General features: G+C 56.4%; 13 protein-coding genes. 5 read left to right on the top strand and 8 right to left on the bottom strand.

Annotated features, from left to right (window positions below):
- From AB7S84_RS08290 to typA, 3 genes are all read left to right on the top strand, one after another.
- Positions 1-338 (top strand): electron transfer flavoprotein subunit alpha/FixB family protein (locus AB7S84_RS08290; protein ID WP_428153873.1); only part of this gene is annotated, 338 nt, incomplete at its 5' end.
- A gap of 162 nt (positions 339-500) precedes the next feature.
- Entirely contained in the window at positions 501-1,769 is a 1,269-nt protein-coding gene (locus tag AB7S84_RS08285; protein WP_428153870.1) for a mechanosensitive ion channel family protein, read from the top strand.
- Between the two features lie 135 nt (positions 1,770-1,904).
- The gene (gene typA / locus AB7S84_RS08280) at positions 1,905-3,734 is read left to right on the top strand and encodes a translational GTPase TypA (RefSeq protein ID WP_020878013.1); all 1,830 of its coding nucleotides are present in this window, start codon (positions 1,905-1,907) and stop codon (positions 3,732-3,734) included.
- An 84-nt stretch (positions 3,735-3,818) separates the two neighbouring features.
- Here the strand turns inward: typA and AB7S84_RS08275 are convergent, their stop codons facing one another.
- Complete coding sequence (locus AB7S84_RS08275) at positions 3,819-4,202, bottom strand: thioesterase, FlK family (RefSeq protein WP_020878012.1); 384 nt, start codon at positions 4,200-4,202, stop codon at positions 3,819-3,821.
- Between the two features lie 299 nt (positions 4,203-4,501).
- Here AB7S84_RS08275 and AB7S84_RS08270 point away from each other — a divergent pair, with 299 nt between their 5' ends.
- Positions 4,502-4,891 carry a hypothetical protein gene (locus tag AB7S84_RS08270; protein ID WP_020878011.1) on the top strand — a complete coding sequence of 130 codons (390 nt, stop codon included), beginning with the start codon at positions 4,502-4,504 and terminating at the stop codon, positions 4,889-4,891.
- Positions 4,892-4,899: 8 nt separating this feature from the next.
- Here AB7S84_RS08270 and arfB read toward each other — a convergent pair whose 3' ends face one another.
- The 4 genes from arfB to AB7S84_RS08250 all read right to left on the bottom strand — a co-directional run bounded on the left by arfB (position 4,900) and on the right by AB7S84_RS08250 (position 8,176).
- Entirely contained in the window at positions 4,900-5,352 is a 453-nt protein-coding gene (arfB, locus tag AB7S84_RS08265) for an alternative ribosome rescue aminoacyl-tRNA hydrolase ArfB (protein ID WP_020878010.1), read from the bottom strand.
- 119 nt (positions 5,353-5,471) lie between these two features.
- Complete coding sequence (gene trpA, locus AB7S84_RS08260) at positions 5,472-6,233, bottom strand: tryptophan synthase subunit alpha (RefSeq protein ID WP_020878009.1); 762 nt, start codon at positions 6,231-6,233, stop codon at positions 5,472-5,474.
- Positions 6,226-7,452 (bottom strand): tryptophan synthase subunit beta, encoded by a 1,227-nt coding sequence (gene trpB, locus AB7S84_RS08255; RefSeq protein ID WP_020878008.1) that lies wholly within the window; start codon positions 7,450-7,452, stop codon positions 6,226-6,228. The genes trpA and trpB overlap by 8 nt, the downstream gene beginning before the upstream one ends.
- On the bottom strand, positions 7,445-8,176 hold the full coding sequence (locus AB7S84_RS08250; RefSeq protein WP_020878007.1) for a GntR family transcriptional regulator: 732 nt from the start codon (positions 8,174-8,176) through the stop codon (positions 7,445-7,447). Before AB7S84_RS08250 ends, trpB begins: the two co-directional genes overlap by 8 nt.
- A 104-nt stretch (positions 8,177-8,280) precedes the next feature.
- On the opposite strand from AB7S84_RS08250, the gene AB7S84_RS08245 reads away from it, so the two are divergent.
- Entirely contained in the window at positions 8,281-9,159 is an 879-nt protein-coding gene (locus tag AB7S84_RS08245) for a J domain-containing protein (RefSeq protein ID WP_020878006.1), read from the top strand.
- A gap of 143 nt (positions 9,160-9,302) precedes the next feature.
- Here the strand turns inward: AB7S84_RS08245 and AB7S84_RS08240 are convergent, their stop codons facing one another.
- From AB7S84_RS08240 to AB7S84_RS08230, 3 genes are all read right to left on the bottom strand, one after another.
- Complete coding sequence (locus AB7S84_RS08240) at positions 9,303-11,255, bottom strand: acetoacetate--CoA ligase (RefSeq protein WP_020878005.1); 1,953 nt, start codon at positions 11,253-11,255, stop codon at positions 9,303-9,305.
- Between the two features lie 73 nt (positions 11,256-11,328).
- On the bottom strand, positions 11,329-12,096 hold the full coding sequence (locus AB7S84_RS08235; protein ID WP_428153862.1) for an alpha/beta fold hydrolase: 768 nt from the start codon (positions 12,094-12,096) through the stop codon (positions 11,329-11,331).
- Positions 12,097-12,211: 115 nt separating this feature from the next.
- Complete coding sequence (locus tag AB7S84_RS08230; protein ID WP_020878003.1) at positions 12,212-12,850, bottom strand: helix-turn-helix domain-containing protein; 639 nt, start codon at positions 12,848-12,850, stop codon at positions 12,212-12,214.
- Positions 12,851-12,931: the final 81 nt, after the last annotated feature.

The following is a 12,931-nucleotide window of genomic DNA, read 5'->3' as shown; positions in this document are numbered from 1 at the left end:
GCGGGATCGAGGATCAGGACAACCTGGAAATCGTGAACGATCTGGCCAGGGCCATGGGGGCCGACGTCTCCTGCTCCCGTCCCATCGTGGACGCCAAATGGCTGGAAAAATCCCGTCAGGTCGGCACCTCCGGCCAGACCGTCAGCCCCAAGGTCTATCTGGCCTGCGGCATCAGCGGCTCGTTCCAGCACATGGGCGGCATCAAGGGCGCCCCTTTCATCGTCGCCATCAACAAGAATCCCAAGGCTCCCATCTTTCAGGTGGCCGACGTGGGCATCGTGGCCGACATCCTCGAATTCCTTCCCGAGCTGACGGAAGCCGTCGAGCAAGCCAAATAGCGCCCTCTTTTACCTAGATCGTTTTACTTAGATCGATCGATTACGGAAGCGGCCTGCTTCTTCAAGAAGCAGGCCGCTTTTTTTTCAAGCGATCGCACAAAAGCGACGCAACAGCATAGCATTATGCCATCAATCCAATTCCCAGTATAAAGGAGCCTCTCGATGTCAAGAAAGTCTTTCGGCCTTATCGTTCTGATTCTGATGACTGCAGCGATGAGTATCACCGCCCCAGCGGCCTTATCCAAGGAGCCGGCATCGGTTCCGACCACCACCGTCAACATCAAAATTTCCGTCCCGGACCTGAAGATCCTCCTGACACCCCTGACCCAATCGGAACTCGCCGTGGAAGTCGACGCCTGGCAAAGGCTCGTGAAGGATAAGGTCACGGAGATCAGCAGATTGCAGATCCAGAGCAAAACCGTTGAAGGCGAGGAAAAGCAGAAGATCCTCGATCAACTGACCCGACTTCGGGAGGAGCGCACCGCTTTAATCGACCGATTTAACGCCGTACTCCGGGAACTGAACGCCAAAGGCGGCGATGTCGCGACCTATGAAAAATATGTCAAGGCTGTTTCAGGCATCGACATCAGCAGTGATGACGCCCTCTCGAGCTGGTCGGCCGTTCGTGGATGGTTGACCTCCAAGGAAGGCGGCATCCGGTGGATATTCAACATCGTCAAATTCATCCTCATCCTCCTCGCTTTCATGATTATCGCCAACATCGTCGGCGCCATGGCCCGAAAATCCCTCACCAGAGCCAGTCTATCGGCACTGCTCAAGGACTTTATCGTCAACACAACCCAGAAGGTCGTTTTCATTCTCGGTTTGATCATCGCTCTCTCCATGCTCGAGGTCAATATCGGACCGCTTCTGGCCGGCCTCGGGGTTATCGGTTTCGTCGTTGGCTTCGCCCTTCAGAACACCCTTTCCAATTTCGCCGCAGGCTTCATGATTCTGCTTTACCGACCCTATGACATCGGCAACTTCGTGACGGCCGGCGGCGTCACCGGTACCGTCGATTCCATGAACCTGGTGTCGACCACGATCAAGACCCCGGACAACCAGAGTCTGATCGTCCCCAACGGCCAGATATGGGGGGATGTCATCACCAACGTCACCGGGAACGCCACCCGGCGGGTGGATCTCGTTTTCGGGATCGGATACGACGATGATATCGCAAAGGCCCAGAAGGTTCTGGAGGATATCGTCGACGGTCATAACCTGGTGCTCAAAAATCCCGCCTACGTCATCAAGGTTCATGAATTGGCGGATTCGTCGGTCAATTTCATCTGCCGTCCCTGGGTCAGAACCGGGGATTACTGGACGGTCTACTGGGATATCACTCGCGCCGTCAAGGAGCGCTTCGACGCCGAAGGCATCGGTATTCCATATCCCCAGCGGGATGTTCATGTCTACCAAATGACGGAATAACCCATTATAATGGATCATGACCTGAGAATGTGAGTGTTCGACGTCGTATCGGGCTTGTCATCGACTCCATGATGATTATGGTTATTAATTGCGTCTTGTCGGCGCGATCCTATATCACCACGGAGAATAACCATTATGTCAAAGATGCTGAGAAACGATCGGCTGAGAAACATCGCCATCATTGCTCATGTCGACCACGGGAAAACCACTCTGGTGGACGCCATGTTTCACCAGAGCGGCCTGTTCCGGGCCAACCAAGCCGTTGATGAACGTCTCATGGATACCATGGATCTGGAGCGGGAACGCGGCATTACCATTGCGGCTAAAAACTGTTCAGTGGTGTGGAAAAACACCCGCATCAACATCATCGACACGCCGGGTCATGCCGATTTCGGCGGAGAGGTGGAACGTGCGCTCTCCATGGCCGACGGGGCAATTCTCCTGGTCGACGCCTCCGAAGGTCCCCTGCCCCAAACCCGCTTCGTCCTCAAAAAGGCCCTTGAGGCCAACCTTAAAATTGTCGTGGTCATCAATAAGATCGATCGTCAGGATGCCCGCCCCGACGAGGTCCTGGATGAGATCTATGACCTGCTGATCGATCTGGACGCCACCGACGAGCAGCTTGAATTCCCCCTGCTTTACGCCGTTGGTCGGGACGGGGTCGCCATGACCTCGCCGGACGCCCGCGCCGACAACCTCCACGCCCTCCTCGACACCATCATCGAGGAGATTCCCGGGCCGACCCACGACCCCATGGCGCCGTTCCAGATGCTCGTTTCGGATCTCGGGTACTCCGATTATATGGGCCGACTGGCAGTAGGAAAGATCTTCAACGGCACCGCCCATTCCCGGGACAACCTCGTCTGCATCGCTGAAAACGGCCGAAGCATGCCGCTCAAGGTCTCCAAGCTCCAGGTCTACGAAGGGATGAAACTGGTGGACGTAGACGACGTGCAACCCGGGGACATCGCCGTTCTGGCCGGCATCGAAGACGTCAAGATCGGCGACACCATCTGCAACCGCGAAAACCCGAAGGCATTGCCGCGGATCCGGGTGGACGAACCGACGGTCTCCATGAAGTTCACCATCAACAATTCCCCTTTTGGCGGGAAGGAAGGCAAGTATGTCCAGTCCAGCCGTATCCGCGAGCGTCTGCAGAAGGAGACCCTTCGCAACGTCGCGATTCAGGTGGAGGAGGTGGGCGACCGGGACAGCATTCTGGTCAAGGGACGTGGGGAGTTTCAGTTGGCTATTCTCATCGAAACGATGCGCCGGGAGGGATACGAATTTTGTGTGGGTCGTCCGGAGGCTATCTTTCATCATGAAAACGGCATCAAGATGGAACCTCTGGAACGGTTGATGGTGGACTGCGAAGAGCGATTCCTGGGGGTGGTCACCGAAAAACTATCCCTGCGCAAAGGAAAGATGACGAACATGGTCAACAACGGCAAGGGCCGCGTCAGAATGGAGTTTTCCGTGCCGACCCGGACCCTCATCGGGTATCGGGACGAATTTCTCACCGACACCCGGGGAACCGGCATCATGAACTCGCTGTTCGACGGATACGGCGAATTCCGGGGGGAATGTCCCAGCCGGTTCACGGGGTCCATCGTCGCCGATCGAACCGGAACCGCCGTTGCCTATGCCCTTTTCAACCTGGAACCCCGGGGCCGCCTTTTCATCGAACCCGGCCAACCGGTCTACGAGGGCATGATCGTCGGAGAGCACAACCGAGCACAGGACATCAACGTCAATCCCTGCAAAGAAAAAAAACTGACCAACATGCGGGCATCGGGAAAAGACGACAATGTCATTCTCTCGCCCATCAAGCCGATGACGCTGGAACAGGCGATCAATTTTATCCGGGAAGACGAGTTGGTCGAGGTGACGCCGCTGTCCCTGCGCATGCGGAAGGCAGTGCTCTCGGCCCAGAAGCGCCACAACATGCGCGGCGCACGGGAATAAGATGAACCGATCTCCTTCCCGAACCCCACTGGCCGGGAGGTAAGACGAGCCGCATCGAATCTTCAATGCGAAGGCGGTCTTACATTATGCCAGGACATGCCGATCCAGAACAAAGCAAACCATTTCTCCCTCGAAGACTCGGACACTCCCTGACGAAGCAGTGACGCGAACGACACGCTTTTTCCCGCTTTCCTCGATCACCGAAGCTTCGGCGGTGACTGTCTCTCCCGCCCGAACCGGTTTGAGAAATCTGACGTCGGCGCTGCCGAGAACGACGTTGGGGTGGTTGACGGCGATCATGGCCGCATAATCCGCCAATCCAAAAACAAAACCGCCATGAACAAGCCCTGAGTCATCTGCAACCATCGCTTCGGTGGTCGACAACGCTACGCGGCTGTTGCCTTTTTCAACCGTCAAGGGTCGGCCGCACAGGGTTTGATTGATCTTCCGGTGTGTGATGATGTCCATATCCCGTTCCTGTATTGAGGTAGGCAGTTATCGGTATTTCCACGGTACGCGCCATGGAGAGATATCCGATGTATCATGGACCGTTACCATGCCGTCCCTTAAATCGTCAAGGATCGTGAAATCCATGAACGAGACTTGCAACTTTTCATTGATGTCGTTATGTTAGATCTTCAGCTTCCGGAAAGTGAAGATTTTTCTTTTCATCATCAGGTCGTAATGCCATAAACAAGCCTGTACCGGCTGTTTTTTTCATGCCGCGGAAGCACTGATACCTGACAAGACGGAAGGAAGTCGATCATATGACGACAGAGTGGGTGCCTTTTGGGAATGGCGAATACATTGTGCTGGACGCTTTTCTGATGACCCCGGACCAACAGGCCGCCGCCATCGAGAAGGCTTACATCGAGGTCTCCACCGGCCCGAGGGGCCGTCGGCAGATCATGGGCAAAGGCATGATTCGCCCCTTCATGATTGTGGAGTTGCACGAGAATAACGATATCATCGATCTGGTGATTGATCTGGGCGGGTCATTCAAATATCGTCTCAAAAAGCCGGTTCTGAAATCAGGGAAGGTATTTTCACCGGCTGTGAACGCTCTCCTTCAGTTCTTCCCATCACAGCCGTGGGAGCAAATCTCCGAAAGCGAGTTTCACGAAATACGCAAAGGCCTCAAATTTCTCACGGACTAAGCTGAAGCCTAAAACAGAACGGGACCAGCTTCCGCCGGCCCCGTTCGTTGAGCGACACTCCCTCTCAGCCGTTTGACACGGCTTCGGTGCCTTTTGTTATCGAGGCGACGCTGTCTCGCGCCCCGAGGCACACGGGTGGCTTTTCTGGAGACAGGTTCCTTGAGCGCCTCTCCGATCATCTCCTCCAGCCGGAAAAACGCCTCTTGGCGGTTGCCGAACTGGCTGCGGTGCTTCTGGACCGTCAGCACGATCTCCCCAGCCTTGTTCATGCGATTTCCGGCAATTCGAATCAGACGGCTGCGGACATCCTCGGGCAGAGAAGCGCAGTCCTGAACGTTGAAACGCAGCTGAACTCCGGAATTGACCTTGTTGACGTTCTGACCGCCGGGCCCTGAACAGCGCATGAAGGATTCGTGAATCTCTTCGGGGCCGATGGCGATGCCATGCAGTTCAAGCATCATAATACATCCCTTTCTATTTTAACCGGCCTTTTATCGGCCGGTCCGTCTTCCAGATGACGATAAAGTAGCGCATCTGCCCGTGAAGTCAAGCCGATATGCCCCCAATATGCCGGCATGAATCATCTCAAGGTCCGAATGAAGGCGGCCACAGCGCCTGTTCCTTCCCGATCCATCAACCGTATGGTCTCGGAGCCCACCACGGCGATGTCGGCTTTGCCCCTGAGAAAGTCGATATCCGCCCGGCTTTTTACGCCGAAGCCCACAGCCAGCGGCAGTTGGGTGGCCTGACGACACCGGGCAAGATAGTATTCCAGATCTGTCGAAAAATCGGTTTCCGCGCCGGTCACTCCCTTCCGGGCCACGCAGTATATGAATCCCCGGGAGACGTCTGCAATGCGCTTCATCCGTTCCAGAGGGGTCGTCGGGGCATAGATATGGATGGGATCCAGGTTGCGGCCTGCCATGGCCGCTATATAATCGCCCCCCTCCTCCGGCGGCAGATCGGGCACGATGGCCCCCTGAATCCGGCTATCCGCCATCATGTCCACAAACCGGGCAACCCCATAGCGATACAGGATATTGTAGTAGCTCATGAACAGAAACGGAATGTCGAATCGCGCGGCGGCATCCCGCGCGAAATCGATACATTTCGCCACGGTGGCCCCTCGCTCCAGAGCACGCTGATTTGCCGCCAGAATTACCGGTCCGTCGGCGATGGGTTCTGAAAAGGGAATCTGAAGTTCCATGAGATCGACACCCGCATCGACCATGGCCGCCACGATCTCAAGAGAAGCTTCAAAGGAGGGATACCCCATGACGATATGGGTCATCAGCAGAATATCCCGCTGTTTCAGCTGATCATGAATATAGCCTTCAAGCATGGTATTGTTCCGCCTTTCTGATGATAAACGCCTTCCATCCGGGATCGTCGAAAGCGTCTGCCACCGTAAAGATATCCTTGTCGCCCCGACCGGATTGGTTAATGATAATGCTGTCATCCCGGGAAAGCGCCGGGGCTTCCTTGAAGGCCTGTACAAAGGCATGGGCGGACTCCAGGGCCGGAATGAGCCCCTCCTTCCTGACGGTGAGGGCAAGGGCGTCGACGACCTCCCGGTCCGTCGCAGCCGCAAACCGGGCCCGACCGGTTTCCTTCAGATCGGAAAGGATGGGAGAGACGCCCACATAGTCTAAGCCGGCCGCGATGCTGTGGGTCTCCTTCATCTGACCGTCCGCGTTCTGCAGGAAATAGGTGCGGTAACCCTGAGCCACCCCGATGCCGGCGTCCGGTGAACAGAGACGGGCGGCATGCCGTCCCGATTGGAGGCCTTCGCCCCCGGCTTCCACGCCCACGAGTTCCACCGGATCGTCCATGAAACCGCTGAAGATTCCCAAAGCATTGGATCCGCCGCCGACGCAGGCATAGACCCGCCTGGGCAACCGCCCTTCGGCCTCCAGAATCTGCTCGCGGGCCTCCCGTCCGATGATGGACTGAAAATAGGCCACCATCTCCGGAAACGGATGGGGGCCGCAGGCCGTTCCCAGCACATAATGGGTCGTGTCCATGTTCGAGACCCAATCCCGAAAGGCTTCATTGATGGCGTCCTTGAGGATGCGCGTACCGTTGGTAACGGGCTGAACCCTGGCGCCCAACCGCTCCATCCAGAAGACGTTGGGGCGCTGCCGCTCCACGTCGACCTCCCCCATGTAAATGGTGCACTCGAAGCCGAATCTAGCGGCCATGGTGGCCGTGGCCACACCGTGCTGTCCGGCCCCGGTCTCCGCGATGACCCGCTGCTTCCCCATGCGGCGGACGAGCAGCCCCTGGCCCATGACGTTGTTGGCCTTGTGCGCCCCGGTATGATTGAGATCCTCCCGCTTGATATAAATCCTGGCGCCCCCGAAATGGCGAGTGAGGTTTTCGCAGTAGGTCAGCGGCGTGGGGCGGCAGGAATAGCTGCTCATCAGCGAGGCGTAGGACTGCCAGAAGGCCGGATCGTTCTTCGCTTCCCGGAAAGTCCGTTCGAGCTCGTCAAAGGTGGCCGTCAGGATCTCGGGCAGATAGGCGCCGCCGAACTGATGATAATATCCGCGGTTATTCATGGGACAGTCCTCCTAGGGTCTGAGAAAAAACATATCGGTCGGTTCGGCAGAACAGCTCCGAATAGACGGCGTTGTCCGCCTGCGGAAAATTGAGAAATCGGTTAACGACGAGCAACGGCGTAACCTTCCCAACGCCCAGCAGGACAGTCCTGTCATCCTCCAGATAACCGATCCTGAAATGCTGTCGGGCGCTCTCGGGCCGCATGTAGTAGTATTCATCGGCGATCTCCGACAGGGAGCCGTTTACGAGATCGAAACGGTCCACTCCTGCGAAGAGCGTCGGATGAAGGTAGAGATCTTCAAGAAGCACCGGGATCTTTTCGACCTCCACGAGCCGCTGAAAGACATAGGCCGACTTGCCGCCAAACGGATTTTCCGGATTTTCGGAAACTGTTTTGAGCTGGATCGTCTCGATGATGCGGGTCGTCGTGGAAAGACCCTCTTTACGAAAGGAAGCGGTAGTCCCGTCAAGAGAAAAGAGATCGATCGCCGCCTTCCGCGCTTGAACAAAAGTGCCGGCCCCCCGCTTTCTGGAAAGAAGACCTTTCCTGACCAGCACTTCGACGGCCTGTCGGACGGTGGGACGCCCGATTCCATAAATTTCAGCCAGCATCAGCTCCGATGGGATACGAGACCCCGGCGGATATTCACCCGCCCTGATTTTGGCCAGAAGAATCTCTGCGAGTTGGTGGTAAAGGGGCTTGGGGGCGTTTGGGTTCAGCACGATTCGCTCATTTTTTCAGCTGCCACTTAAGGTTTTTCAGAGAAAATTTTAACTACCGATCCCATATATTGGTAAAGTTGTCAAGACAATTTTAGAAAATTGAGATGCTTGAGGTCGACCCGTCGTCCGCCCCTCGAGGCATCCACTATCCCGGTGCCCTGAGCGACACCGGCGGACCGTACCCTGGGCGGGATGCGATTTCTCACTTCATCTCCGTGCTGAATGCTGATATACTTTGCAATATGAATGCCGCAGCCCGACATCTTCCCGTCAAAAAACAAGAAACCCGCAGGAACCGCTGTCTTTCCTGCGGAACATCTGAAAACATGTCCCGTCGGCGCTACTGCTCCATTGCCTGTCGGCAGCTGCTGCGACGAAAACTGGATCAACGCACCGGTCTCCTCCGGGCGTTGAACACTCGATATGCCACCTTCTATTTCACCGACGCCGTGATCGTCATGGACCTGATGCCCTACGGTGAACGAAGGATCTTCTCTTTCATCTATCCCCGATCCGCAAACCGGGCCCCGGCAGAGGACTACAGCGATCTTGGTGACATCCTCGGCAAGGCATGGTGGACCGAACACGAACGTACCCGAAAAAAATACCTGGCCTCACGCCATGTCCTGGCCCGATGCAACGGCAGCCATGGGTCCCCGCGATCGGTTTCTCCTCTGGAGCTTCATATCCCGACCTTGAAAGGCAATGCCCTGGTCCATCTAAAACTGGATGAAGCCGACCTGACCCGACCTGAATGTCGGGAGATCATCAAACAGGCCTATCGCAGACAGGTCATGCGCCATCACCCGGACCACGGCGGAGATGCGCGATCCTTCATTCGGATTCACCAGGCTTATGAAGCCCTTCTGGCGTGGGCCAAAAGCCCGAGCTTCATCCGGCGGCGAGGGTTCCCCGATAAATGGTTTTACGACGGCGCCAGAAACGCCTGGGTTCAACCCATTCCCGAAAACCGATCAGGATAGGGAATCCCATAACCGGCGGATCGGCCTCCCGGTGGTACGGATCCCTCCGCACTACCGGGAAGTGCCGACAGGTCACACAGACCCTTCGTTTCAAAAACCGAACACTCACCTCAAGCAACGTCGAAGAAATTCCCGCGAGGGGCTCAATCCTCCCGGAGTTCCTTGATGTCGGCATAGAAATCGAGAATTTCGGGGTTTTTGAGGGCGTCTTTATTCAAAACAACCTGGCCCTGGATGGTTTTCTTGACGGCGAGTTCCACCTTTTTCATGTTGAGCGTGTAGGGCACATCGGGCACCGGCACGATCTTGGCAGGGACATGACGCGGAGAGGCATTGGTGCGGATGGTGTCGCGGATTTTCTTCTTGAGATCATCAGTCAGCTCGTAACCCGGCATCATTTTGACGAAAAGGATGACCCGAACATCGTTTTTCCATTCCTGGCCGACTACCAGGCTGTCTTCGATCTCATCGAGCATCTCTACCTGCCGATAGATCTCAGCGGTGCCGATGCGGACCCCGCCGGGGTTGAGAGTCGCGTCGGAACGACCGTAGATGGTCACGCCCCCGCGCTCGTTGATCTCGATATAATCACCGTGCCGCCATACGTTCGGATAGACGTCGAAATAGGCGTCCCGGTATTTTTTCCCGTCCGGGTCGTCCCAGAAATAAATGGGCATCGAAGGGGCGGGCGCGGTGCAAACCAGTTCACCCTGCCGACCGATAACCGGCTGCCCCTTCTCGTCGAACGCCTCGACCTTCATGCCGAGCCCCCGGCATTGAAGCTCGCCTGCATATACCGGCCCCATGGGATTGCCCAGGGCGAAACAGCCGTTGATGTCGGTGCCGCCGGAGATGGAAGCCAGCTGAAGATCCGGTTTGATTGCCTGGTAGACAAAGTCGAATCCCTCTATGGAAAGGGGTGACCCCGTCGAGAGAAGCGCCCTCAGAGCAGTCAGGTCAAATTGCTCGCGGGGAATCAGTCCCGTATTCATCAAAGCGGCGATATAGCCCGCGCTGGTGCCGAAAACCGTCATTTTTTCCTCTTCCGCCATCTGCCACAAGGCCTCCGGTCCGGGATGGAAGGGGTTGCCGTCGTACAGCAGCAGCGTGGCGCCTACGGAAAGCGCGCAGGTAAGCCAGTTCCACATCATCCAGCCGCAGGTGGTGAAATAGAAGATACGATCCTCGCGGCGAAGGTTGGTGTGAAGCAGGTGCTCCTTCATCTGCTGCAGGAGAATGCCGCCCGCTCCCTGGACCATACACTTTGGCAGCCCGGTGGTTCCGGACGAATACATAATGTAGAGAGGATGATCGAAAGGGAGTTGCTCAAATTCGATGTCGTTTGCCGTATCGGTCCGGAAGTCATTGAACAACACGGCATTCGGCAACGCGCTGATGTCCGGGGCATCTACTGTGTAGGGTATGACGACGACCTTCTCCACCGTCCCGATCTGCTTCAAAATCTCGTGAATACGGTCGAGGCTGTCAATTCTTTTACCCTTGAAAAAATATCCGTCGGCTGTAAAGAGCACCCGCGGCTTGATTTGACCGAAACGATCCAACACGCCCTTGATGCCGAAGTCCGGGGAGCAGGACGACCAGGTGGCGCCCAAACTCGTGGCCGCCAGCATGGCGATAATGCTCTCGGGCATATTGGGCATGAACCCCACGACCCGGTCTCCCGGCTTGAGTCCCATGGCCCGCAGGGATGCCGCCGTCCCGGCCACCTCCCGGTAAAGCTCGGCGTAAGTCAGCCGTCGTCTCACCTGATCTTCCCCCCGAAAGAGGATGGCCGGCCTGTCGTCCCGGTATCGGAGAAGATTTTCGGCAAAATTGAGGCGTGCGCCGGAGAACCATCGAGCCCCAGGCATCCGGGTGACGTCGTCGATCACCTCATCATACGACCGGGAGGCGATAACCTTGGCGTAGTCCCACATCTCCGCCCAGAATTTCGGGATATGATCCACGGACCATTGCCAAAGCTCCGGATAGCTGGTGAGGTTTGTGCCGTATTTCCGGTTTACGCCGGTCATGAATCGATACATATTGGAATCTTGAACCTGCTGCTCGGATGGTGTCCATAACAATTTGCCCATTATGCCCCCTTGGTCGAATGTCATATCGGTCTGAAAAATCCTTCGGAATCGAAGGTTCTAATTGAAAGGCAGATCACTTTTCGGACGGTATTCCCAGGAATCTGACCACCTCGGCGATGAGGGCCTCTGGCTTTTCGACGGCCATCATGTGTCCGGCGCCCTCGATGAGGGCGAATGTCGCCCCTGGAATATGCCGGGATAGATATTGCCCATACTTGACCGGTGTCATCCGGTCGTCAGTGGCGGATATCACCAGTGCGGGACAGTCGATATTCCCGATGTCGTCCATGACGTCAAAGTGATCGCATGCGAGATAATCGCCTGAAATCACATCAGGTTCGTTGTGCAGCATCTGATGTTGAAGCGCCGCTTTCAGGGATGCCGACGCCCGAGGCCCAATGGACTGGCGACAGATCATGTCTATGGTTTCCTCGAAAGCGTTCTCAAATCCGTCTATAATCTTCGGGAGAACCCGCAAGCGGGCTCCGGTGCCCACAAGGATGGCGCCGTTAAGCCATCCGGGTTTTCGAATCGCCAATGTCAAGGCGACGGCACCGCCCAGAGAGTGGCCGGCTACCGCCGCTTTTTCGATCCCGAGGCTTCGGGCAAACCGATCGATAACATCGGCATAAGCCTCGACGCTTGTGCATCCAACGCCGGATGATCGCCCATGACCGGGCAGATCCGGTGTATAGACCCGAATCCCCCGATGATGCCGCAACCCTTCCGGCCAATGGGTGTGATCCCCGCCGGAGCCGTGAACCAGGATAAGGGCCGGACCCGTCTCACTGTCGCTTCGATCATAATACAGCATTTTCTTGTCGACTGCCGTGACCGGCATGCGCGCCTCCCTTTCACTCCGGGTTCCAAAATCGGATATTCCCTGCCGTATTCCGGCAAAGGAAGGCAGGGGCGGCAGGACCGTGCGGCACCCCGGAGGTCGCCCCTTTCAGGTTTTATTTGTCGTAGATGACGGCCAGAATCGTAGCGCCGTCATCCTTTGCCGCGATCCAGTGGGGAATAGTCGACAGGTAATACACACTATCCCCCGGCTCCAGTTCGAAATGGTCCTCTCCGATCTCCAGCACTACACTTCCCTTGAGAACATAGATAAACTCCTCTCCGTCGTGCTGGGAGAGCTCTTTTTCCGGCGCCGGCTGAAGATGGACAATCAGCGGTTCCATGTTCCGTCCCTTGACCTCGGGCGCCAGCCCCTTGTAGGTGTAGATATTTTTCTGCCCTTTGTGGGATGTGGAACGGGCCACTGTTCTCTGGTCCCGGCGACGCGTAATGGAATAGGGTTTGTCGCCCTTGCCGGCCAGAACCTGTCCGAAAGCCGCATCCAGTGATTTGGAAAGCTTGATGACCGTCCCCAGCTGAGGATAGATTTCCTGGCGTTCAATCTTGGCCAGAAACTCTGCGTCGTACCCTGTTCTCCCGGAGAGTTCCTCGAGGGATAGTCCTTTCTCCTCTCTGAGAGATTTCAGACGTTTCCCGATTTCGTCGATCCCACTCTGCCCGGATTCCGCAATATCTCCGGTCAAATCTTCAAAATAGTCCACGTTGATATGAGGTGGCTGTTCTTGTGCTGTCATAATGTTCACTCCATAATGTGTTGGTGTCCGGTTCATTACCATCCGCCGGGTCCCGGCGATCACAGGCCCGAATTTGACATC

Source organism: Desulfococcus sp., from assembly GCF_050178255.1.
GTDB classification, from domain to species: Bacteria; Desulfobacterota; Desulfobacteria; order Desulfobacterales; family Desulfococcaceae; genus Desulfococcus; species Desulfococcus multivorans.
The sequence above is the reverse complement of the archived record's forward strand: the minus strand, read 5'-3'. Positions and strand labels throughout refer to the sequence as shown.